Below are 20,967 nucleotides of genomic sequence, written 5' to 3'. Positions count from 1 at the left end.
GGCGGTGGGCGGCGGGCGACCGCTGTCGGGCGGCGGCTGTCGAACGGGCGCTATCGGGCGGCCCGGGTGGAGGCCGGGCCGAGGATCAGGCTGAGGTTGTGGCCGCCGAAGGCGAAGGCGTTGCTCAGCGCGGCGCGCACCGGAGCGGTCCGGGCGGCGCCCCGGACGTGGTCCAGGTCGCAGGCCGGGTCGGGATCGGTGAGGTTGAGCGTCGGCGGCAGCGTCCCCCGCGCCACCGCCAGGGCGGTCACCGCCGCCTCCAACGCGCCCGCGGCGCCGAGGAGATGGCCGGTGGCGCCCTTGGTGGAGCTGACCGCGGGCGGGTGCGCGCCGAAGACGGCGTGCAGCGCGGCGGTCTCGGCCACGTCCCCGAGCCTGGTGCCGGTGCCGTGGGCGTTCACGTAGTCGATGTCGCCCGGCGCCAGGCCCGCGTTGGCGAGTGCGGCGCGCATCGCGTCGGCGGCTCCGGTGCCGTTGGGGCGGGGCATGGTCGGGTGGTGGGCGTCGGTGGAGGCCCCCCAGCCGAGGAGGTCCGCGTACCCGGCGGCGCCGCGCGCCTCGGCGTGCTCGGTCCGCTCCAGGACCAGGACGGCGCTGCCCTCGCCCAGCACGAAGCCGTTGCGGCGGCTGTCGAAGGGCCGGCTGGCCTGCTCGGGTTCGTCCCAGCCCTGCGCCAGGGCACGGGCGTTGGTGAAGGCGGCGGCGATGGTCGGGTGCAGCGAGGACTCGGTGCCGCCGCACACCACCACGTCGGCGTCGCCGGCCCGGATCAGCCGCAGCCCCTCGGCGATCGCCTGGGCGCCGGCCGCGCAGGCCGTCACCACGGCGGAGCTGTAGCCCCGGATGCCGTGTTTGATGGCGATCCGGGCGGCGGCCATGTTGGAGAGCATGCCGGGCAGCAGGTACGGGCTGACGCCGGGGCGGCCGCGCTCCAGCCGGCGGTGCGACTGCTGCTCGAAGGTCTCCAGCCCGCCGCCGCCGGTCGCCAGCACCACGGCGGTGCGGTGCGGGTCGGCGTCCCGGCCGACCGCCAGGCCGGCGTCGGCGAGCGCGTCGTCCGCCGCCGCCAGGGCGAGCAGCACGAAGCGGTCCACGCAGCGGGTCTCGGTGGGCGGCAGCACCTCCCGGCCGTCCACGGCGGGGGCGATCCCGGCGGCGGGCAGCCGGCCGTGCGCGGCGTGGCCCTCGGGGACGGCGCGCAGGCCGGAGCGGCCGGCGGTGAGTGCCTCGAACACCTCGGCGGGCTTGCGGCCGAGCGGGGAGACCAGGCCGATGCCGGTGACGACGGCGCCGGAGCGCGGGCTGATGTGCCCACTACGCTCGCTCACGCGCCCACCGCCGAGAGGTGGGTCTGCCGCAGCAGGACCTTGCGGACCTTGCCGGTCGGGCCGAGCGGGATGTCGTCGGGGGAGACCACCAGCACCTTGCGGACGGTCGCGGCGGCGGCCTCGTCCAGGGCGGCCACGACCGCCTCGGTGCGGTCCGCGGCCCCGTCGGCGTCCGCGGCGAGGAGCAGCAGCACGTCGGTGACCACGCGGTCGCCGTCCCGTACCGCGACCACCGTGCAGTCCAGCACGTCCGGGCAGGCGGCCAGCACCCGCTCCTCCGACATCGCGGTGAACAGCCGTTTGCCGCCGCCGAGTTCGACCGAGTCGACGGCCCGGTCCACATGGTAGTAGTAGCCCTCCTCGTCCCGGTACATCAGGTCCCCGGTGAGGAAGCGGCCGCGCAGCCGGGTGCGGAAGGTGGTGGCCGAGTCGTTCCAGTAGCCGATCGCCAACGTGGGTGAGGCGGTGGCGAGTTCGCCGACCTCGCCGGGGCCGAGCGGTTCGCCGTCCGGGCCGACGACCTCGCAGTCGACGAAGGCGTGCGGTCGGCCCACGCAGCGGCCGTAGCGCTCGGTGCCGGGGCCGTGGGTGATGAAGAAGTGCGAGTGGCCCATCTCGGTGGAGCCGAGGCCGTCCACGAACTGCGAGCCGGGCAGCCGGGTCCGGCCGGCCCGGGTGACGGTCTCCCGGCTGCCGGCGGCGATCAGGCGGCGGATGTGCACCTCGTGGGCGCAGTCGCCGGTGTTCCACCAGAGCGCGACGGAGGTCAGGTCCCGGGCGGCGAGGTCGTGCCGGGCGAGGTCGGCCCAGGTGGCGGCGAAGCCGATCACCCCGGTGGGCCGCCACCGCTCGATCGCCGCCAGCACGCCGTCGCCGGACTGCCGGGAGAGCACGGCGAGTTCGGTGTGCGAGCTGAGAGCGAGGTTGAGTGCGATCAGGGTGGCGGCGTGCGGGGCGGGCAGGGCGCTGAGCATCCGGTCCTGGCCCTGCGGGCGGGGCAGCCGCAACCGGTGGCGGATCGCCGCGTACAGGCTCGCGTGCGAGTGGACGACGGCCTTGGGCATGCCGGTGGTGCCGGAGGAGTGGGTGATCGCCACCGGGTCGCCGGACCAGTGCCGGTACGGCTCCGGGGCGGCGTCCGGGTCGCCGGCGCCGAGGGTGGAGATCTCGGGCAGCAGCGGCGCGCCGGGGTCGTGGTCGGCCAGCGCGGCCAGGCGGGCGGGGTCGGCGAGGACGCCGGCCGCGCCGAGGCGCGCGATGTAGCGGGCGGCGCGCTCGCCGTCCAGGTTGGGGTTGAGCAGTGCGGGGATGGCGCCGAGCCGGGCCAGGGCGAGGAAGGCGAGCACGTGGTCGGCGGCGTCGCCCGCGTACACCACCACCGGGTCGCGCCGGGTGACGCCCAGACCGTGCAGTGCGGCGGCGCGGGTCCGGACGGCGCGGTCCAGCTCGCGCAGGGTGAACGGCTGCCAGGCGGAGTGGTCGTCCACCGGGGTGTCGAAGCTGAGCAGCGGCACGTCCAGGTCGAGCCCGAGCGCGATCCGGGCGGTCAGGACGTTGCCGGCGCCCACGTCGGGGTCGTCCGCGAGCTGGGTGCGGAGGCTGCGGATGGTCACGGGGGTGGATCCCTCCCTCGGGGCCGGTGGACGGCCCGGGCGGCTGATCGGGTGGCAGGGTCGGTCGGCCGCGCGGGCGGCGGGTGTCCGGAGCGAGGCGGGGTCGGACGGGGCGCTGGTGTGCCGGGTGCGGCTGCGTCAGGCGCCGGGCCTCGATGGTTCCTACGGTCGGGGGTGGGCGGCGGGTTCAGTTCGGTCGGCGCTCCCGGTCCGTTCGTCGGTCCTGGCCGTCGGGCGCGGTCCACCGCCGGTCGGACCGGCGAGCAGGACGGCCGCGGCCCGGTCCCCGTCGGGCGTCTGCTCGACGGCCAGGGCCAGCACCCGGTCGGCGTCGCCGTCGTCGAGCAGCAGCGCGGCGAGCTCGAACGCCTCGGCCGGGACGCGGCCGGGTTCGGCCTCGGCCGGGCAGATCGCCGCGATGGGGCCGGTCAGGCCCCAGCGCGCGGAGATGTGCCCGAGGACGGCGTTGGGGTTGGACTGGAAGAACAGCAGCGGGCCGGTCCGCTGTCCGGGTTCGGCGCTGTGCTCGATGGCCCGCGCGGTGTCGAGGTCGCCGCTCGCGCTGGCGAGCAGCAGGGCGGTCCGCCCGCGGGCGGGCGGCTCGCCGTGGTGGGCGCGCAGGCAGCGCTCGGCGGTGTCGGCGACCAGTGGGTTGAAGCCGGAGGCGGCGAAGCCGGGCAGCGGTGGCGGGGGCCCGTCCAGGCCGGGCGCGGGGCGGCGGGCCTCGGCGAGGATCCGCAGTCCGTGGGTGTGGTCGGCAGGGGTCATGGCGGTGGCTGTCATCCCGGGGCCAGCAGCAGCGCGGTGTTGGCGCCGCCGAAGGCGGAGTTGAGGCTGAGGGCGTACGGGGGACGGGCGGTGCGCGGGCCGTCCAGGACGAGGTCCAGCGCGAGGTCCGGGTCCGGGCCGAGCCAGCCGGCGTTGACCGGGAGCAGACCGGTACCCAACGCGCCGATGGTGACGGCGAGTTCGAGCAGCGCGGAGGCCTCCAGGGCGTGCCCGTGCACGGACTTGCTGGAGCTGACCGGCAGGCGGTCGGTGTGTGGGCCGAACACCCGACGCAGGGCGCGGGCCTCGGCCCGGTCGGCGAGGGTGGAGCCGGTGCCGTTGGCGTTGACGTAGCCGACCTCGGCGGGGCCGACGCCCGCGCGGGTGAGTGCGGCCTCGATGGCGCGGGCCGCCCCGACGCCCTCCGGTTCCGGGCGGCAGACGTGGTGGGCGTCCCCGGCCCGGCCCCAGCCGGCCAGCCGGGCGAGCGCGGGCGCACCGCGCCGTTCGGCGGCCGGGGCGGACTCGACCAGGACGGCGACGGCCGCGTCGGCGAGCAGGGTGCCGGTGCGGCCGGCGCTGAACGGGCGCGCCTCGCCGTCCCGGGCCAGCGCCCGTCCGGCGTCGAAGACGGAGAAGACGCCCGGTTCGACCAGGTGGCCGGCCGCGACCAGGACCCGCTCGTGCCGTCCGGTGGCCACCAGGGCGCCAGCGTCGGCGACGGCGGTCGCGGCGGCGACGCAGGCGCCGTTGTACACCAGGGTGACGCCCGGCGCGCCCCAGTCGGCCCGGACCCCGGCGGCCACCGCGGCGGCGGTCGCGCGGGTGCGCTCGTCGCTGTGCAGGGCGAGCAGCACGGGCAGGCCGACGCCCTCGGCGGCGCTCAGCCCGGCCTGCCGGCAGGCCTGGCCGATCGCGTCGAGCACGGCCCTGGCCAGCGGGAAGGTGCAGGCCGGCGGCACGGTGTCGGGGAACAGGGCGGCCCGGGAGGTGCGGCGGGCACTCACGTCGAAGCGGGTGACCGGGCCGAACAGGGGCCTGCCGTGGGTGGCGGCCCCGGTCAGCGCGGCGAGTCCGCGCCCGGCGGCGCTGAGCACCCCGACACCGGTGACCACTGCCCGGCCCGGTGGGCCGGAGCCCGTGCCGGCGGGGTTCACCGGGGCGCGCCCGCGCGGTCGGCGAGGACGGCCTCGCGCAGCAGTTCGGTGGCGCCGGCGACGGTGCGCACCGCGTCGAAGCGGTCGTCGTCCAGGTCCAGCTGGATCCCGTACCGCTGCTCGAACTCTGCCACGAGCCAGGTGAGTTCGAGCGATCCGAGTTCCTCGGGAACGGTGTCGACGGCGCGCTGCCCGAACGCCGCCAGCATGGTCAGGACCTCGGCCCGGTCCGGCAGGGCGTCGGGGCGTGGGGAGCCGGTCACGCGGCACTGCCGGAGGTGGCGGCGAGGGCGTCGATCCGGCGGGCGACGTCGGCGGTGAACTCGTCCAGCGTCATCAGTGCGGTGGTCTCCATCTCGTCCAGGTCGAACTTGATCCCGAACTCGTCCTCGACCTGCACCGACAGGTCGGCCAGCGCGAGCGATTCGAGGTCCAGCCCGGCCGGGCCGAGGTCGGTGGCCCCGGTGACCTCGGAGACGTCGTACTGCATGTCGGCGAGTGCCGCCAGGACGAAGGCGCGGATGCGGTCCTGCATGGTGGTGGGCTCCTTGTCGGGGTGGTGGTGCGAACGGAATCGGGGTGCGGCCGACGCGGCCGGCGCGCGGTCGAACGTACGGTCAGTCGGCGGTGGCCGCGGTCTCGCGCAGGGCGGCCGGGTCGCGCAGCAGCTTTCCGGTGGCGGTGCGGGGAAGGCGCTCCAGCCGGGCGAGCCGGCGCGGCCGCTTGTAGGCGGCCAGGCGGCGGGCCAGCCCGTCCTGGACGGAGGTGAGATCGGCCTCGGGTTCGGTGGCGAGGTAGGCCTCGATCGCGCCGCCGTCGAAGACCACCACGGCCTCGCGGACCTCGGGCAGTGCGGTGAGTGTTTGCTCGACCTCGGTGAGGTCGACCTTCAGGCCGCCGATCGAGACCTGGGAGTCCAGCCGGCCGAGCACGGTGACCAGGCCGTCGGCGGCCGGTTCGGCCGCGTCCCGGGTGTGCAGCCAGCCGTCCGACCAGCGGGTCGGATCGTCCAGCCCGGGGTAGGGGGAGGACGCCGTGCCGATCTGCAACTCGCCTTTCACCAGGCGGAGTTCCATGCCGTGCACGGGCTGCTTGGCGGGGTGGAGCGTACCGGAGAGGTCGGTGGCGATCACCCCGGTCTCGGTCATGCCGTACATGGTCCCGAGTGGGACGCCGTAGCGCTCGGTGAACAGCGCGGGCAGGCCCGGGCGGACGAGTTCGCCCGCCACGACCATCCGCCGCAGCCGGGGCAGCGGCGGGGGAGCGATCGCCCCCGCCAGCAGCTCTGCGTGGAAGGGCACCCCGATCACGGTGGTCGGCCGGCCGCTCGCGGCGACCTCGGCGAGGATGCCCGCCGCCGTCATCCGCTCCGGCACGGTGAGTGCGGCCCGGGCGTGCAGGCTGTTGAGCAGCCCGCCGATCAGACCGAGCACGTGCACCACCGAGGAGAGCAGGACGACCCGCTCGCCCTCGCCGGGGAACTCCACCAGCCTCCGGTAGCAGTCGAGTTCGCGCAGCAGGTCGGCCGCGGTGCGGGCGATGACCTTGGCCGGACCGGTGGATCCGGAGCTGAGCTGGACCAGCGCGTGTCCGGTGCGGGCCGGGCGCCCGTCCGCCAGCGGGACGGCCACCGGCTCGACTTCGGAGAAGCCGCGCAGGGCCGCCGCGGACCGATGGGCGGAGCCTACCAGCACCTGCGGGGCCAGCCGCGCCACCGCCGCGTCGACCTCGTGGTCGGTCAACCGGTGGTCGAGCAACGCGACTTGCGCGCCGAGCCGCCAGCATGCCAGCAGCACCGCGACGAACGCCACCGAGGGCGGCAGTCGCAGGGCCGCCGTTCCGCCGGGGCCGAGCCCGGTGGCCGCCAGCCGGACGGACTGCTCGTCGACCAGGGCGCGCAGGGTGTCCCGGTCGAGCGGCGCGCCGAAATGCAGGCACTCCTCGCCGCCGGGGCCCGCCAGCAGCAGCCGGTCGACCCAGGAGTCCGGGGCGTCGGAGTGCGGCAGGAAGGCAGCCGGACGTACGGAGGGGGAAAAGCCGGTCAACGCGGCTCCACACACGTGAGGGGATTTGACATGGACGCCGTTAACAAGCCCGAACGGCCGATTCCGTGGCCAGACCATGGCACAGACGTTTGGTCAAATCAAGGTCTATACCAATGTGGTTGTTGCTCCTACGCTGCCCAACCGGGGCCGGCCCGCGCGTGGCCGTCCTGGAGCGAGGAATGCCCGTGGGAGTTCTCACGCCGGCCGGGATCGAGCGCGCCGCGCGCGCCCAACTCCCACCGGAAACCTGGGATTTCATCGAAGGCGGCAGCGGGGAGGAACGCACCCTGGCGGCCGACCGGGAGATGTTCGGACGCCATGCGCTGCGTCCGCGCACCCTGGTCGACGTCTCCGCCTGCGACCCCGCACGGGCCCTGTCGGGACGCCCCCGGCTCGCCGACCTGGACCGCACGGCCCTCGCACCCTGGCCCCGCCCGGTCGGCTGAACCCGAACCGTACGGAGGCGTCATCCCGGGATCACGGACAGGAAAGCGAGCCGGACCAGAAGCGCCCACCCCCGAACCCCGCGCGGCCGCTGAACCGTGCCGTACCCGAACCGCGTTCTCCCCCCAGGAGGTCCGACACATGACCGAGCAGAGCGAACGATTCCCCGGCTGGGACTGGGACGACCCCGACGGGCTGGCACCCCGCCTGGACGCCTTCAGCGAACAGGTCGCCACCTGCGACAAGCTCGAAGCGCGCCCCGACGGGCTGCCGCACGACCACGCCGGCTTCCGCGAACTCGGCATCACCGGAATCGAGTTCGCCGCGTTCCGGACCGCCCACCCGGACGGCCTCGGCACCGACCTCGCCGCCCTGCGCAGCCCCGACACCGTCACCGAACCCGGCACCCTCTACCGGGTCGACGGCGACCGCTGGTTCACCCGGCTCGACATCGCCGAACCGCTGCCCTTCGCCGACGCCAGCGTCGACTGGGTGTACGCCGAGCACCTGATCGAGCACGTCACCATGCCCGTCGCCATCGGCTGGCTGCGCGAGGCCCGCCGGGTGCTGCGCCCCGGCGGCGTGCTGCGCCTGACCACCCCCGACCTCGCCCGCTACCTGGTCGGCTACGCCACCGGCGACGGCTTCCTCACCAAGCACCGGCGCCGGCTGACCACCCTGGGCTTCGGCCCGCCGATGCCCGAGCGCCCGGCCTTCCTGGTCAACCAGATCTTCCGGTACTTCGGGCACCAGTGGATCTACGACCTGGACGAGCTGCGGCACGTCCTCACCCAGGCGGGCTTCGAGCCCGACCGGATTCGCCAGTGCGCCTACCGCCAGGGCACCCGTCCGGACGTCGCCGACCTCGACACGGCTTTCCGCACCGACGAGACCCTCTACGTCGAGGCAGACTGCTGACCTCCTCGCACCGAACGGATCCGCCCATGCCCCTGCACCCCCAGGCCGAGGCGCTGCGTGCCCGGCGCGCGAACAGCGGTACCCCGCCGCTCTACACCCTCACCCTCGCCGAGGCCCGTGCCGCCGACCTCGCGGACATCCGCGCAGTGTCCGGCACCCCCGAGCCGGTCGCCGCCGTCGAGGAGCACCGCATCCCCGGTCCCGGCGGCGAACTCGCGCTGCGGCTCTACCGCCCCGAGGCGCCGGGCCGCCGACTGCCCGCCCTGCTCTACCTGTTCGGCGGCGGCTGGACGCTCGGCTCGCCCGACACCAGCGACGCGATCTGCCGCCGGCTCACCAACGCCGTCGGCTGCGTCACCGCCTCCGTCGGCTACCGGCTCGCCCCCGAACACCCCTTCCCCGCGGCGCTGCACGACTGCCGCGCCGCCCTGCGGCAACTCGTCGAACGCGCGGAGGAGTTCGGCATCGACCCGGACCGGCTCGCGGTCGGTGGCGACAGCGCCGGCGGCAACCTCACCGCCGCGCTCACCCTCCTGTTGCGCGCCGAGGGCGGCCCCATCCTGCGCCACCAGCTGCTCGTCTACCCCAACACCGACCACGGCGCCGAAACCCCGTCGCTGCGCGCCCACGACGACCCGGCCCTGTTCAACCGCCGCTCCGTGGCCTGGTACTGGGGCCACTACCTGGCCGACCAGGGCGACGGCACCAGCCCGTACGCCTCCCCGCTGCGCGCCGCCACCCTGGCCGGCCTGCCGCCCGCGACCGTCCTGACCGCCGAGTACGACCCGCTGCGGGACGAGGGCGAGCAGTACGCCGAGGCGCTGCGCGCCGCCGGGGTCCCGGTGGCGCTGCGCCGCTACCAGGGCATGCCGCACGGCTTCTTCGCCATGACCGGCACCCTGGACGCCGCCGTCGAGGCCCAGGCCCACGCGGCCCGGTGTCTCCGGGAGGCGCTGCGGTGACCGGGTGGAGCGAGCGCGTCATCGCAGGGCGGGCACGGGCGAACACCTCTGCCGAGAGCGGGGGAGGGGCGGGGGCGTGAGACTCTCCCTGAACGACCTCCACGCCTCCCTGGCCGATCCGCTGCTGGATGCGATGACCTTCCTCAACGAGGTCACCACCCGCTACCCGGACGCCGTCTCCTTCGCCCCCGGCCGCCCCTACGAGGGCTTCTTCGAGCCCGAGGACGTCCCGGCCTACCTGGAGACCTACCTCGACCACCTGGCCGACCGCGGCCTCGGCCGGGACGCGGTGCGCACCGCGCTGTTCCAGTACGGACCGACCAAGGGCATCATCAACGAACTGGTCGTCCGCTCGCTGGCCAACGACGAGGGCCTGACCGTCGACCCCGGGGCCGTGGTGGTCACGGTCGGCGCCCAGGAGGGCATGCTGCTGACGCTGCGCGCCCTGTGCGCCGGCCCGGACGACGTCCTGCTGGTCAGCTCGCCCTGCTACGTCGGCGTGACCGGCGCCGCCCGGCTGCTCGACCTGACCGTCCGTCCCGTCCCCGAGGGGCCGGACGGCGGCCCCGACCCGGAGGCGGTCCGGGCGGCCGCCCGCGCGGTCCGGGCCGAGGGGCGCCGCCCGCGCGCCCTCTACGTCGTCCCGGACTTCGCCAACCCCTCCGGCGCCAGCATGCCGGTCGCGGCCCGCACCGGGCTGCTGGAGGTGGCCGCCGAGGAGGGCGTGCTCGTCATCGAGGACAACCCGTACGGCTTCTTCTCCCGCACCCCGGGGCTTCGGCCCACCCTCAAGGCGCTGGACGGCTGCCGCCAGGTCGTCTACCTGGGCTCGTTCGCCAAGACCTGCTTCCCCGGGGCCCGCCTCGGCTACGTGGTCGCCGACCAGGAGGTGACCGGCCCCGAGGGTCGGCGCAGCCTGCTCGCGGACGAGCTGGCCAAGCTGAAGAGCATGACGACGGTCAACACGCCCGCGCTCAGCCAGGCCGTCATCGGCGGCATGCTGCTGACCCACGGCTGTCGGCTGCGGGCCGCCAACGCCCGTGCCACGGCCCACTACGCGGCCGGCACGGACACCCTGCTGCGGGAGCTGGAGCGGCACTTCCCGGCCTCCGTGCGGCGCCGGCTGGGCGTCTCGTGGAACCGGCCGGACGGCGGCTTCTTCACGGTGCTGGCGGTGCCGTTCGTCGCCGACGAGGCGGCCGTGGAGCGGTGCGCCCGCGACCACGGGGTGCTCTGGACGCCGATGGCGCCGTTCTACCCGGCGGGCGGTGGTGAGCAGCGGCTGCGGCTGTCCGTCAGTTCGCTGACGCAGGAACAGATCATCGACGGCGTGGCGAAGCTGGCGGCGTTCATGGCGGCCTGAGGCCAGGTGGCGTTCACGGCGGCCTGCGGTTGCGCGGCCTTCGTGGCGGCGTGAGGCCACCCGGACGAGCCCCGGCACGCCGGAGGGCCCGGCTCACCGCGAGCCGGGCCCCTCGTCGGTGTCCGTCAGCGCACCCGGGTGGAGAACAGCCGGGCCGACCAGTACACCGCCAGGACGGTCATCACCACGACCACCAGCAGCCCCTGCCAGACCACGCTGTCCCCGGCGTGCCCGGCGAACAGCGCGCGCATGCCCTCCACGGCCCAGTAGAAGGGGTTCCACTCGGCCGCCTGCCGCAGCCACTGCGGTGCCAGGGTGAGCGGCAGCAGCACCCCCGACAGCAGGGCGATCGGCTGCGCGATGGTGTTGACCACCGGTGACATCGCCGCGTCGGTCGGCACCATCAGCGCGATGCCGAAGGAGATCGCCGAGGTCATCAGCGCCAGCAGGCCCAGCAGCAGGTAGGCGAGCAGCAGGTTCAGCGGGCTCACCCGGAGTCCGAACGGCAGCGCGATCAGTGTGATCAGGACGGCCTGCACCAGCAGCGCCACCATCTCCCGCAGCGCCCGCCCGAGCAGCAGCGCCAACCGGCTCACCGGCGTCACCCGGGAGCGCTCGATGATGCCGGCCTTGAGCTCGCCGAGCAGACTGAAGCCGGTGAACAGCCCGCCGAAGATGCACAGCACCGCCAACAGGCCGGGCACGTACACCTGGTAGGCGTCGGCGTAGCTGTTCGCGCCCTCCGGGGCGAGCACCTTCTTCAGCAGCGGGGCGAACAGCAGGAGGTAGAAGACGGGCTGGATGATGCCGACGGCGATCCAGACCGGGGTGCGGATCATGAGCAGCAGCTGGCGCTGGAAGACCAGCCAGGTGTCGCGGGCGAGCTTCACGGTCTCCCCAGGGGGTTGTGCGGGTCCGGGTGGGGCGCGGTCAGGACTGCTGCAGTGAGCGGCCGGTGCGGGCCAGGAACACGTCGTCCAGGCTGGGTCGTTGGAGCTGCACGGTGCCGGGCGTCACGCCCGCCGCGTCCAGGGCGCGCAGCAGCCGTGGGATGGCGGCGGCGCCGTCCTCCAGGTACAGCCGCAGCCCCTCGTCGCCGTTGTGCTCCAGCCGGTGCAGGTACGGCTGCGGGCGCAGCACCTCGGCCGCCCGCTCGACGGCGGCCTCCCCGGCGGCCAGCCCGACCGTCACGACGTCGCCGGAGATCTCGCGCTTGAGCGCCTCGGGGCTGCCCTCGGCCACCACCTGGCCGTGGTCGACGATCGCGACCCGGTCGCAGAGCGCGTCGGCCTCGTCCAGGTAGTGCGTGGTGACGACCACCGTCATGCCCTCGGTGCGCAGCCGGCGGATCTCCTCCCAGACGTGGGCCCGGCCGGCCGGGTCCAGACCGACCGTGGGCTCGTCCAGGAAGAGCACCCGCGGCTGGTGGATCACCCCGAGCGCGATGTCCACCCGGCGGCGCTGGCCGCCGGAGTAGGTGGCGCACGGGCGGTCGCCGAATTCGGCCAGGTCGAAGGCCTTGAGCGCGTCCGCGGCGGCCTGGACGGCCTGCGACCTGGCCGCGCCGTACATCCGGGCCTGGAGCACCAGCTCCTCGCGGCCGCTGACGTTGTCGGTGGTGCCGCCGCCCTGGGCGACGTAGCCGATCCGTCGGCGGACCCCGGCGGGGTCGGTGAACAGGTCGGCCCCGGCGATGGTGGCCTGCCCGCCGTCCGGGCGGATCAGGGTGGCCAGCATGCGCAGGGTGGTGGTCTTCCCGGCGCCGTTGGGGCCGAGGAAGCCGTAGATCTCGCCGGCGGCGACCGACAGGTCGATGCCGCGGACGGCGTCGACGGTGGGGTTCCCGCCGCCGCGGCGGGAGGTCTTCTTGCGGTAGGACTTGCGCAGTCCCGTGGTCTCGATCAACCGGAACTCCCGTACGGGGATGGGCTGCCACGGCACCTGGGAAGGCGGGGCCCGGCACCTGCGGAGGGCGGTGCTGCTGCGACACCCTAGGGTGAACCCGACCCCGGAAACAATGGCCTAGACCAATGGACGTGCGCGCTCCCGGTCTGCTAAGGGGGGCGTCGGTCCGGGCCCGCTCAGCCGAGCTCCTCCAGTCGGTCCGCCGCGGCTGCCGCACCGCCCCCGGCCAGCAGTTCCCTCCCGACCTGAACCGCCCGCTCCCGGTGCTCCGTCGTGTCGAGAACGGCCCGCAGCGCGTCCGCCAGCCGTTCCGGTGCGACGCGCGCGAACGGCACCCGCAGCCCCGCGCCCGCCGCCGCCACCTGGCCGGCCACGATCGGCTGATCGTGCCGGATCGGTGCGGCGACCAGTGGCAGGCCGTGCGCCAGGGCCTCACCCACGGTGTTCATCCCACCGTGGCAGAGCACCGCGTCCAGCTCGCCGCGTGCCATCAGCTCCAGCACCGGCACCCGGTCCACCGCCACGGCCCGGGCGGGGAGTTCGGGCAGCAGCTCGCGCGGCGCGGCGAACACCGGCTGCGCGTCGTCGCCGCACAGTTCCAGCGCCCGGACGGACCGGGCCAGGAAGTCCGTGCCCGGCTCACCGGCCAGCGTGCCCATGGTGACCAGCACCCGTCGCCGGCCGGGCAGCAGGCGCTCCCACGGGAAGTCCGGATCGTGCGGCCGCGCCGACATGACCGGGCCGACGAGCGCGTGCTCCGGCGGCGGGGTCGAGCCGGTCAGCGCCGGGCCGGTGGTCGCCAGCACCAGAAAGGGGGAGAAGCGCGGGTCCAGGTACTCCTCCGCGGGCAGTCCGGCGCGCTCCCACAGCCCGTGCAGCAGCCCGGTCATCCAGGCCTCGACCTGCGGCAACGCCCGGTAGGGGCGGCCCAGTTCCATCGCCCCCGGTGCGAAGGACGCCCACGGCAGGCCGTGCCGGTGCGCGACCAGAGCGCCCGCCGGAGTGTGCTGGTCGACCAGCAGCACGTCCGGTCGCCACTCCCGCACGATCGCGTCCAGCGGCCTCGCGGTGAACCGCGCGTACGGAACGACGAAGCCCTCCCAGAGCGAACGCAACGCGGCCAGCCCGTGTCCGCCCTGGGCCCGGAACGCCCGGGTGCCGGTGCCGAGCACCCGGGCCCGCGGGCCGAGCAGCGGGCGCAGCACCGACTCGGCGCCGGTCCAGGCGACCCGGTGGCCGCGTGCGGTCAGCTCGGCGGCGATGCCCGCGGCCGGGTTGACGTGGCCGGTCAACGGCGGCATCACCAGCAGGAACCGGGTCATCGCGCGCCCTTCTCGGGAAGCAGCCGCTGCACGTCGGCGACGGTCAGGGCCTCCAGGGCGGCCAGGTCCAGCCCGGCGCGCAGCGCCGCCAGGTCGGTCCGCGGGCCGAAGTGCTCGCGCAGCCGTCCGGCGAGTTCGGCGAGTTCGCCCTCGTCCAGCAGCAGGTCGCCGTCCAGTCGGGCGTCCGGGGTGACGTGCCGCGCCCAGCCGGGCGGCGCGCCGGCCACCTCGACCAGTAGATCGACCAGGTCCTGGTTCAACGGGGCTGCGGGATAGGGGGGTTCAGGATTCGGCATGAGAGATCTCCCACCTGCTCGACGGCACGGGGGTGAACGCGGCCGCACCGGAGCGCAGTTGACGGCTTCCGGAGAACGGCGGCGACGGAGGAGGGCCCGGGATCACTTGTGCGACCCGGCGGGCGTGGGAATACTAGCCCGCGTGACCGCACTGGAGGCAGTGGCCGTTCACCTCCCCCCACACGCCGTGCCCATCGAGGCGGTGGGCGAGCGCATCGGCCTGACCCCACGTCAACTCCGTCTCTTCCGCCGCTTCCACGGCCTGGACCAGCTGCGTCTGGACCCGGCCGGGACGCTGCCCGACCTGCTCGACGCCGCCCTGGACAACCTGCCGGAGCTGCGCGGACGCGAACGCGACATCCGCTTCGTGATCCACGCCCGCAGCATGCCGGTGGCGGTGCCCCACCCGCTCAACCCGTTGCACGACCTGCTCGACGCCCGTGGACTGGCGCACGCCAACGCCTTCACGGTGACCCACCACGCCTGCGCGGTGGGCCTGCTGGCCATCGACCTGGCCGGCCGGCTGCTCGCGGACGAACCCGACCCGGCGGCGCTCGCACTGGTGCTGACCGGCGAGAAGACCTTCACCAGGGACGCCCAGGTGGTGCCCGAGGCCGGCATCTTCGCCGAGGGCGCGGCCGCCTGCCTGGTCAGCGCCGACGGCGAGCGCCACCGGATGCTCTCCTTCGTGGTGCGCCAGCGCCCGGAGTTCGACGGTCGGCTGGCCGGGGACCCGGACCTGCTCGCCCGCTACCAACGGGAGTACCCGAACGTGATGGTGGAGGCGATCGAGGCCGCCCTGGACCAGGCCGGTCTGGACCTCTCCGACCTGGTCGCGATCCTGCCGCACAACGTCAACCAGGCGTCCTGGCGGATGATCGCGCGCCGGATCGGTTACCCGGTCGAGAAAGTCGTGCTGGACAACGTGCGGTCGGTCGGGCACAGTTTCGCCTCGGACAGCCTCATCAATCTCCACACCGCCACCACGCGGGGGCTGATCCGCCGCGGCGACCACTACCTGATCGCCGCCGCCGGTGTCGGAGCCACCTTCTCCGCGATGGCGATGCGGTACTGACGGACCGCCGGTTCCGCCGGCAGCCGCGGTCCGCAAAGCGACGCCGGCCCCACACCACCCCAGAGCCCCGGGCCGCCCGCAAGCCCCGGAGCGCACATCCCACGTACGACGGGACGGGACACCCATGTCAGAAGCTGTGGTCCAGACCACCGACCCCGAACTGCGCGAGCGCATCCTGCACGGCATCGGCGAGCTCCTGCCTCGCGTCCTCAAGCGCGAACTGCCCGAGATCCCGCAGGACGCCTGCCTCTTCGACGATCTCGGCCTCACCTCGGCGGGCACCATCGAGCTGATCCTGGAGCTGGAGGAGTCCCTCGACATCCAGGTGGACGTCGAGCAGATCACCGAGGACGACCTGCGGTCGGTCACCAAGCTGGCCGACTACGTCGCCGGTCACGTCATCCCCGAGGGCTGACCGGGTGGCCCCCGGCCCGACCGGCCTGCGGATCACCGGGGCACTGGCCCGCCGTTTCGACGGCCGGTCGGAGACCTCGCTCGACCCGGACCTGCGGGTCTTCGTCTCCGACCTCGTCCGCCCCTACGGCCTGCCGCTGCGCGAGGACCTGCTGGGCGAGGGCGTCGGCCACTCCTACGAGGAGCTGGCCGCCGGGCTGCTGCGCGAGGCGCTCGCCGAGGGCGAGCCGGCGGACCTGCTGATCCTGGCCTTCGACACCCCGGACGTCCGGCCCGGCGCGCCGTCCTCGTTGGCGCTCAGCCGGTCCGTCCCGGGAAGCCCGCTCGCCTTCGCGGTCTGCGACCAGGGTGGCGCGGCGGCCTTCACCGCCCTGCGGCTGGCCGCCGCACACCAGCGCACCGGCACCTGCCGCCGGGCCGTGGTGGTGCTCGCCGAACAGACCGCGCTGCACTACGACCCGCCCGGGCCGGTACCGCTGCCGGACCGGCACGCGGTGGCGGTGCTGGTCTGCGAGGAGGCCCCCGGCGCCGGTCTGGCCGTCCGGCAGACCCGGGGCGCGATCTCCCCGGAGGAAGCCGTCCGGGCCGGGGCCGCGGAGCTCGGGCCCGGGGCGGCGCTGCTGCTCGGCCCCGGCTTCGGCTCGGGTACGGAGGAGCCACCGCCGGCCCAGCCGTTCACCGGGCTCTGGGCGGAGCTGGCGGAACACCTGCCGCAGTGGCGGGCGGACGGTCGGCCCGCGCTGCTGGCCGGGTACGACCGTCGGCTCGGCGTGCTCAGCACGCTGACCCTGCCATGACGGCGATCGACCTCTGGCTGATCGATACGCGCCAACCGGCCGCCTCGGCAGCCGAGTTGTGGCGGCTTCTCGACCCGGACGAACGTGCCCGGGCGGCGCGGACGTCTCCCGGGCTGCGTGAGCGCTTCACCGTGGTGCGCGGCGCCGTCCGGCAGCTGGTCGCCGCCCGGCTCGGCGTGTGCCCGGCCGAGCTGGTCTGGCGGTACGGTCCGTACGGCAAGCCCGAGCCGGCGGACGCCGGCGAGCTGCGGGTCAGCTGGTCGGCCTCGGGCGCGCTCGCGGTGCTGGCCCTCGCAGAGGGGCGGGCCGTCGGCGTCGACGTCGAGCGGCTCCACGATCCCCGGACGGCCGAGCGGATGGCCGCCCGCTGGTTCCCGTTCGAGGAGGCGTGGTTCGTCGCCGAGCCCGCCGAACCGGCCGAGCGGGCGGCGCGGTTCACCATGCTGTGGTGCCGCCGCGAGGCCTGCGTCAAGGCGTACGGCGGGCGGCTCGCGCAGTCCTTCGGCGTGCCCGTGGCCGGTCCCTCGCCGGTGCTGGTGGCCGATCCGGGCAGGCTCGGCGCCGGCCCGCTGCGGCTCTGCGACGTCTCCGTCACGGGGCCGTTCCGGGCTGCCGTCGCAGCCCTCGGGGATTCGCCGATACATGTCAACGCATGTTCATGGAAGCCGAATTGACAGTCCATCGGATCGCGTCCCGGTTTGGTCTGGATCGGCTGGTGAGGGCGCTGCCGGCGTCCCGCTCGGCCTCGCCCGGCTGTGCGCGCTCACCTGAAGGGATGATCGCGGCAGCCCGCGCGGCACTCACCCCCACGGGCTGTCGTGACCGTCCAACCCTCCCCACGGAAGGCCGTCCCAGGAGCAGGCGGAGGTCGCCCCCGAGGTCAGTCCCCACGGGTTCGGCACCTCCTCCTCGTCGCCGTCCTGCACCGGCAGCCGGTCGATCACCGCGACCAGCGCCGGGGGCAGCTGCGGAGCCAGCCCCCGGTGCACCCGGGAGATGATGTCCCGCCGTACGTCGTCCGGCAGAAGCGGCCGGTTCATCCGCAACGCCCGCGGCCCGGGCGGGCGTTCGGCCGCCGCCAGCTGGTCCGACCAGGCTCGCCAGTAGTCGGCGTCGTCGCTCTCGCCGAGCATCAGATGGTGCAGGTGCAGGCAGTACGCGGCCGTCCCGCTGCCCGATCCGGCCGCGAAGCGCCACCAGAACTCGGCGCCCTCCTCCTTGCCGGTGGCGTAGAGCAGCGCGCCGAACACCTCGGCCCCCTCCGGCTCGATCCGGCGGGCGTTCACCAGCAGGTCGAGCCCGCGCGAGGCGTCCGGCGCCCCCAGCACCAGGGCCACCACCAGGCCGAGTTCGAAGGCGGCCTGCTCGTGCTCCGACGGCAGGTGGGCGGGTGCGGCGGTGAGTCGGGCCTGGCGTACGGCGGCGATCCGCTCCGCATGGGCGCGTTCGGGCCGCGGGACACGGAACACCGTGCGCCCGCCGTCGGCCGGACCCGCTCCGGCCGAGGCGCCTTCGTCCGGTCTCGCCGTCACAGATCACCTCCTCCGTCCGGGAGTTCACCCACTCCGAGTCGGCGAGCCAGTCGGTCCCGGGCGTGCCGGAGGTTGGAGTGCACCGTCGCCACCGGCCGCCCCAGGTACGCCGCGATCACCTTGACGTGCAGGCCGAGCAGGTACCGCAGGATCACCACGTCCCGCTGGCGCTCCGGCAGTTCGAGGATCGCCGCGTACAGCCGCACCTCGTCCGCCTCGCTGTGCAGCAGCCCCTTCGCCACCTGCTTGAAGGCGCCGATCACCGCCGCGAAGGTGACGGCCTCCACCTCGACCGGTTCCTCGCCGGCCACCCAGTCGGAGACGTGCCGGTTGGCCAACCGCCAGGCGTAGGCGGCCGGTTCCTCGAACCGCAGCACCTGTGGCCAGCAGCGGGCCAGGTCGGCCTTCACCGCCCCGACCACCAGCGCCGCATCGGACTGGTTGCCTATCCGGGTCAACGCGAGGGCGTGCCAAGCGGGTTCATGCGTCTCGCAGAAGGCGGCGTAGGTGAGGTCCAGGCGGAGACCGGACTCGGAACGGAGGCCGGACTCCGGGCCGGCCGACCACTGCGGCCCCGTCCTGCCGGTGCACGCCACGGCCGCCCCGCCCCGGTGCCCGCGCACGTGGGCACCCCTGTCGATCGTCATCGAGCCTGCTTTCCGTGGCCGTCGGCTGCTTGCCGGGCCACCCGAGGGTCGGGCTGTCTGCGTCCATCCTCATTCCATCAGGTCGGTCACTCCAGGCTGCAATTCGAATACAGATTGTCATCTCATGGGCTGCGATCGTCGGTGGGCACCGTCGGGTGCCGTTTGACCCGCGATTGGCCCCCGCCCGTCGTGGGCAGCAAACGATCGATCAGGAGCGCAGCGGACGGGGAGTGCGATGGGCCTCTACGACGGGGTGGACCTGCGGCTGAACGTGCCGCACTCGGCCCGGATGTACGACTACTTCCTCGGCGGCTTCACCAACTTCGCCGCCGACCGCGAGGCCGCCGGGCACGCCCTCGCCGTGGCGCCCTGGCTGCGTACCGGTGCGCGGGTCAACCGCTCCTTCATGCACCGCTCGACCCAGGCGCTCGCCGAGGCCGGCTTCGATCAGTTCCTCGACATCGGAACCGGCATCCCCACCTCGCCCAACCTGCACGAGATAGCCCAGGCCATCCGGCCGGGCGCCCGGGTGGTCTACGCCGACAACGACCCGATCGTGCTCGCGCACGCCCAGGCCCTGCTCACCGGCACCCCCGAGGGCCGCACCGCCTACGTCGAGGCCGACGTCACCGACCCGGCCCGGCTGCTCGCCGCCCCCGGTCTGCGCGAGACCATCGACCTCGCCCGGCCCGTCGCGCTCTCCCTCAACGCCCTGCTCCACTTCGTCCCCGACGCCCGCGGCGCTCACGGGCTGGTCGAGCACCTCAAGTCCGCCCTCGCCCCCGGCAGCGCCCTGGTGATGACGCACGTCACCCCCGAGTTCGCGCCCGAGGACATCGCCAACCTGGTCCGCGTCTACTCCTCCGCCGGCACCGCCGCCCAGGCCCGCAGCCGGTCGGAGATCGCCCGCTTCTTCGCCGGCTGGACCCTGCTCGACCCGGGCGTCGTCGCCACCCCGCAGTGGCGGCCCGCACCCGGTGAGGCCCCCGTCGCCCTCTCGGAGGCATCGGCGTACGCGGCGGTGGCCATCCGGCCGTGAACACCCGTGCCGATTCGCACAGCTGACGAACCATCGGCGAACCTGCGGCGTCCTGATCGAGAAAGCGGCTCGCGCCGCGACATCCGATCAGAGGGGGAGCATGCACCCGCAGCCTTCGCAAGCCCGCCGCAGCCGCCGAGCCGTCCTCGGCATGGGTCTCGGAGCAGCCGTCGCCGTCACCGCCGCGACCGGCGGCCCGGCCCTCGCGGCGACGGCGAACGACCCGGCCGCCGGGGCCGGCCTCCACCAGGCCCTCGCCGCCCTGGAACAGGAGCACTCCGCCCGCCTCGGCGTCTACGGCCGCAACCTGACCACCGGCCGGACGGTCCGGTACCACGCGGACGAGCTGTTCCCGATCTGCTCGGTCTTCAAGACCGTCGCCGTCGCCGCCGTCCTGCGGGACCTCGACCGCGACGGCGAGTTCCTCGCCAAGCGGATCCGGTACACCGCCGAGGACATCACGCGGGCCGGAGGCGTCGTGGGTGGTGGCCCCGGCGCGCCGATCACGGGCACGGCGGAGAACCTGGCGAACGGCATGACCGTCGGCGAGCTCTGCGCCGCCACCATCGAGTACAGCGACAACACCGCGGCCAACCTGCTGCTCCGCGAACTCGGCGGACCGACTGCCGTCACCCGCTTCGCCCGCTCGATCGGCGACCGCGTCACCCGCCTGGACCGCTGGGAGTCCGAACTCAACAGCGCCGAACCGGACCGCCGCACCGACACCACCACCCCGCAGGCCATCGCCCACACCTACGGCCGCCTCGCGCTCGGCAGCGCCCTGCCGCCGGCCAAGCGGGACCAGCTCACCGCCTGGCTGCGGGCCAACACCACCAGTGTCCGGCGCTTCCGCGCGGGCCTCCCGGCGGACTGGGCCCTCGCCGACAAGACCGGCACCGGCCGCCACGGCACCACCAACGACGTGGGCATCGCCTGGACCCCGGCCGGCGCCCCCGTCCTCCTCGCCGTGCTGAGCAGCAAGCCGGCGGAGGAGGCGGCCCCGATGGACGAACCCCTGGTCGCCCGTACGGCCACGCTGCTCGCGGGCGCGCTCGGCTAGCACCGGTCGTACCGGGCTCCTGCCGCCCGGGCCCGGCTCCCAGGTGGCCCGCATCCGGCGGTGCGGGCCGCCGGGCCCGCAGAGTCGTCCCACTGATGCCCTCACCCCCTTCGTCCCATCCGTGCGGCCCCGTCCCGCCGGGCACAGACTGGTGGTGGATGGATGCTGCCCGCGAGGGCTGGGAGAGGCATGCTGCTGGGACTCACCACCGCGTCGGCCGCGACCGTCTGCTTCGGCTTCGGGGCGGTCTTCCAGGCGCGCGGGGCTCGGTCGGCCCCGCGC

Annotated in this window: 23 protein-coding genes; 10 read left to right on the top strand and 13 right to left on the bottom strand. The window is 74.7% G+C overall.

The features are described from left to right. Nucleotides 1–50: 50 nt before the first annotated feature. The 7 genes from ACFU7Y_RS06725 to ACFU7Y_RS06695 form a co-directional block, all read right to left on the bottom strand. Nucleotides 51–1,328, bottom strand: coding sequence for a beta-ketoacyl-[acyl-carrier-protein] synthase family protein (locus ACFU7Y_RS06725; RefSeq protein ID WP_380766678.1), 1,278 nt, complete (start codon nucleotides 1,326–1,328; stop codon nucleotides 51–53). Then, nucleotides 1,325–2,941 (bottom strand): class I adenylate-forming enzyme family protein, encoded by a 1,617-nt coding sequence (locus ACFU7Y_RS06720; protein WP_380766677.1) that lies wholly within the window; start codon nucleotides 2,939–2,941, stop codon nucleotides 1,325–1,327. The genes ACFU7Y_RS06725 and ACFU7Y_RS06720 overlap by 4 nt, the downstream gene beginning before the upstream one ends. A gap of 162 nt (nucleotides 2,942–3,103) precedes the next feature. Further along, a complete protein-coding gene (locus ACFU7Y_RS06715; protein ID WP_380766676.1) occupies nucleotides 3,104–3,709 on the bottom strand; it encodes a hypothetical protein in 606 nt (201 codons plus the stop codon). Nucleotides 3,710–3,720: 11 nt separating this feature from the next. Beyond that, nucleotides 3,721–4,824 carry a beta-ketoacyl-[acyl-carrier-protein] synthase family protein gene (locus ACFU7Y_RS06710; protein ID WP_380766675.1) on the bottom strand — a complete coding sequence of 368 codons (1,104 nt, stop codon included), beginning with the start codon at nucleotides 4,822–4,824 and terminating at the stop codon, nucleotides 3,721–3,723. A 38-nt stretch (nucleotides 4,825–4,862) separates the two neighbouring features. Then, the gene (locus ACFU7Y_RS06705) at nucleotides 4,863–5,129 is read right to left on the bottom strand and encodes an acyl carrier protein (RefSeq protein ID WP_380766674.1); all 267 of its coding nucleotides are present in this window, start codon (nucleotides 5,127–5,129) and stop codon (nucleotides 4,863–4,865) included. Then, on the bottom strand, nucleotides 5,126–5,401 hold the full coding sequence (locus ACFU7Y_RS06700; RefSeq protein ID WP_224284311.1) for a phosphopantetheine-binding protein: 276 nt from the start codon (nucleotides 5,399–5,401) through the stop codon (nucleotides 5,126–5,128). The genes ACFU7Y_RS06705 and ACFU7Y_RS06700 overlap by 4 nt, the downstream gene beginning before the upstream one ends. Nucleotides 5,402–5,483: 82 nt before the next feature. Then, nucleotides 5,484–6,911 (bottom strand): class I adenylate-forming enzyme family protein, encoded by a 1,428-nt coding sequence (locus ACFU7Y_RS06695; RefSeq protein ID WP_380766673.1) that lies wholly within the window; start codon nucleotides 6,909–6,911, stop codon nucleotides 5,484–5,486. A 185-nt stretch (nucleotides 6,912–7,096) separates the two neighbouring features. On the opposite strand from ACFU7Y_RS06695, the gene ACFU7Y_RS06690 reads away from it, so the two are divergent. The 4 genes from ACFU7Y_RS06690 to ACFU7Y_RS06675 all read left to right on the top strand — a co-directional run bounded on the left by ACFU7Y_RS06690 (nucleotide 7,097) and on the right by ACFU7Y_RS06675 (nucleotide 10,598). Then, nucleotides 7,097–7,357 carry an alpha-hydroxy-acid oxidizing protein gene (locus ACFU7Y_RS06690; protein WP_380766672.1) on the top strand — a complete coding sequence of 87 codons (261 nt, stop codon included), beginning with the start codon at nucleotides 7,097–7,099 and terminating at the stop codon, nucleotides 7,355–7,357. A gap of 139 nt (nucleotides 7,358–7,496) precedes the next feature. Continuing rightward, complete coding sequence (locus tag ACFU7Y_RS06685) at nucleotides 7,497–8,273, top strand: methyltransferase domain-containing protein (RefSeq protein ID WP_224284308.1); 777 nt, start codon at nucleotides 7,497–7,499, stop codon at nucleotides 8,271–8,273. Nucleotides 8,274–8,299: 26 nt separating this feature from the next. After that, the gene (locus ACFU7Y_RS06680) at nucleotides 8,300–9,235 is read left to right on the top strand and encodes an alpha/beta hydrolase (RefSeq protein ID WP_380766671.1); all 936 of its coding nucleotides are present in this window, start codon (nucleotides 8,300–8,302) and stop codon (nucleotides 9,233–9,235) included. Between the two features lie 76 nt (nucleotides 9,236–9,311). After that, nucleotides 9,312–10,598 (top strand): PLP-dependent aminotransferase family protein, encoded by a 1,287-nt coding sequence (locus tag ACFU7Y_RS06675; RefSeq protein ID WP_380766670.1) that lies wholly within the window; start codon nucleotides 9,312–9,314, stop codon nucleotides 10,596–10,598. A gap of 125 nt (nucleotides 10,599–10,723) precedes the next feature. On the opposite strand, the gene ACFU7Y_RS06670 is transcribed toward ACFU7Y_RS06675, so the two are convergent. From ACFU7Y_RS06670 to ACFU7Y_RS06655, 4 genes are all read right to left on the bottom strand, one after another. After that, the gene (locus ACFU7Y_RS06670) at nucleotides 10,724–11,488 is read right to left on the bottom strand and encodes an ABC transporter permease (protein ID WP_224281548.1); all 765 of its coding nucleotides are present in this window, start codon (nucleotides 11,486–11,488) and stop codon (nucleotides 10,724–10,726) included. Nucleotides 11,489–11,528: 40 nt separating this feature from the next. Then, nucleotides 11,529–12,503, bottom strand: coding sequence for an ATP-binding cassette domain-containing protein (locus tag ACFU7Y_RS06665; protein ID WP_380766669.1), 975 nt, complete (start codon nucleotides 12,501–12,503; stop codon nucleotides 11,529–11,531). Between the two features lie 176 nt (nucleotides 12,504–12,679). Continuing rightward, a complete protein-coding gene (locus tag ACFU7Y_RS06660) occupies nucleotides 12,680–13,825 on the bottom strand; it encodes a glycosyltransferase (protein WP_224281550.1) in 1,146 nt (381 codons plus the stop codon). Beyond that, entirely contained in the window at nucleotides 13,822–14,121 is a 300-nt protein-coding gene (locus ACFU7Y_RS06655; RefSeq protein ID WP_380766668.1) for a hypothetical protein, read from the bottom strand. The genes ACFU7Y_RS06660 and ACFU7Y_RS06655 overlap by 4 nt, the downstream gene beginning before the upstream one ends. 142 nt (nucleotides 14,122–14,263) lie before the next feature. Here ACFU7Y_RS06655 and ACFU7Y_RS06650 point away from each other — a divergent pair, with 142 nt between their 5' ends. From ACFU7Y_RS06650 to ACFU7Y_RS06635, 4 genes are all read left to right on the top strand, one after another. Further along, entirely contained in the window at nucleotides 14,264–15,196 is a 933-nt protein-coding gene (locus ACFU7Y_RS06650) for a 3-oxoacyl-[acyl-carrier-protein] synthase III C-terminal domain-containing protein (protein WP_380766667.1), read from the top strand. 124 nt (nucleotides 15,197–15,320) lie between these two features. Next, nucleotides 15,321–15,611, top strand: a complete 291-nt coding sequence (locus tag ACFU7Y_RS06645) for a phosphopantetheine-binding protein (RefSeq protein WP_224281553.1) — start codon at nucleotides 15,321–15,323, stop codon at nucleotides 15,609–15,611. A 4-nt stretch (nucleotides 15,612–15,615) separates the two neighbouring features. Next, a complete protein-coding gene (locus ACFU7Y_RS06640) occupies nucleotides 15,616–16,407 on the top strand; it encodes a hypothetical protein (protein ID WP_224281554.1) in 792 nt (263 codons plus the stop codon). Further along, nucleotides 16,404–17,081 (top strand): 4'-phosphopantetheinyl transferase family protein, encoded by a 678-nt coding sequence (locus tag ACFU7Y_RS06635; protein ID WP_380766665.1) that lies wholly within the window; start codon nucleotides 16,404–16,406, stop codon nucleotides 17,079–17,081. Before ACFU7Y_RS06640 ends, ACFU7Y_RS06635 begins: the two co-directional genes overlap by 4 nt. A 126-nt stretch (nucleotides 17,082–17,207) precedes the next feature. Here ACFU7Y_RS06635 and ACFU7Y_RS06630 read toward each other — a convergent pair whose 3' ends face one another. After that, complete coding sequence (locus ACFU7Y_RS06630) at nucleotides 17,208–17,939, bottom strand: hypothetical protein (RefSeq protein ID WP_380766664.1); 732 nt, start codon at nucleotides 17,937–17,939, stop codon at nucleotides 17,208–17,210. Next, nucleotides 17,936–18,586 (bottom strand): RNA polymerase sigma factor, encoded by a 651-nt coding sequence (locus tag ACFU7Y_RS06625; protein ID WP_380766663.1) that lies wholly within the window; start codon nucleotides 18,584–18,586, stop codon nucleotides 17,936–17,938. The genes ACFU7Y_RS06630 and ACFU7Y_RS06625 overlap by 4 nt, the downstream gene beginning before the upstream one ends. Before the next feature lie 235 nt (nucleotides 18,587–18,821). Here ACFU7Y_RS06625 and ACFU7Y_RS06620 point away from each other — a divergent pair, with 235 nt between their 5' ends. Next, nucleotides 18,822–19,625 carry an SAM-dependent methyltransferase gene (locus ACFU7Y_RS06620; protein ID WP_380766662.1) on the top strand — a complete coding sequence of 268 codons (804 nt, stop codon included), beginning with the start codon at nucleotides 18,822–18,824 and terminating at the stop codon, nucleotides 19,623–19,625. Between the two features lie 151 nt (nucleotides 19,626–19,776). Further along, on the top strand, nucleotides 19,777–20,685 hold the full coding sequence (bla, locus tag ACFU7Y_RS06615; RefSeq protein WP_380766661.1) for a class A beta-lactamase: 909 nt from the start codon (nucleotides 19,777–19,779) through the stop codon (nucleotides 20,683–20,685). The last annotated feature ends 282 nt before the right edge of the window (nucleotides 20,686–20,967 follow it).

The organism is Kitasatospora sp. NPDC057542 (assembly GCF_042801945.1).
Lineage (GTDB): Bacteria > Actinomycetota > Actinomycetes > Streptomycetales > Streptomycetaceae > Kitasatospora.
The sequence above is the reverse complement of the archived record's forward strand: the minus strand, read 5'-3'. Positions and strand labels throughout refer to the sequence as shown.

Bases quoted from the DNA above. Each gene is read 5' to 3' on its own strand.
- ACFU7Y_RS06715 (WP_380766676.1), bottom strand. From the start codon at position 3,709: ATGACCCCTGCCGACCACACCCACGGACTGCGGATCCTCGCCGAGGCC.
- ACFU7Y_RS06700 (WP_224284311.1), bottom strand. From the start codon at position 5,401: ATGCAGGACCGCATCCGCGCCTTCGTCCTGGCGGCACTCGCCGACATG.
- ACFU7Y_RS06685 (WP_224284308.1), top strand. From the start codon at position 7,497: ATGACCGAGCAGAGCGAACGATTCCCCGGCTGGGACTGGGACGACCCC.
- ACFU7Y_RS06680 (WP_380766671.1), top strand. From the start codon at position 8,300: ATGCCCCTGCACCCCCAGGCCGAGGCGCTGCGTGCCCGGCGCGCGAAC.
- ACFU7Y_RS06660 (WP_224281550.1), bottom strand. From the start codon at position 13,825: ATGACCCGGTTCCTGCTGGTGATGCCGCCGTTGACCGGCCACGTCAAC.
- ACFU7Y_RS06655 (WP_380766668.1), bottom strand. From the start codon at position 14,121: ATGCCGAATCCTGAACCCCCCTATCCCGCAGCCCCGTTGAACCAGGAC.
- ACFU7Y_RS06645 (WP_224281553.1), top strand. From the start codon at position 15,321: ATGTCAGAAGCTGTGGTCCAGACCACCGACCCCGAACTGCGCGAGCGC.
- ACFU7Y_RS06635 (WP_380766665.1), top strand. From the start codon at position 16,404: ATGACGGCGATCGACCTCTGGCTGATCGATACGCGCCAACCGGCCGCC.
- ACFU7Y_RS06625 (WP_380766663.1), bottom strand. From the start codon at position 18,586: ATGACGATCGACAGGGGTGCCCACGTGCGCGGGCACCGGGGCGGGGCG.
- ACFU7Y_RS06620 (WP_380766662.1), top strand. From the start codon at position 18,822: ATGGGCCTCTACGACGGGGTGGACCTGCGGCTGAACGTGCCGCACTCG.
- bla (WP_380766661.1), top strand. From the start codon at position 19,777: ATGGGTCTCGGAGCAGCCGTCGCCGTCACCGCCGCGACCGGCGGCCCG.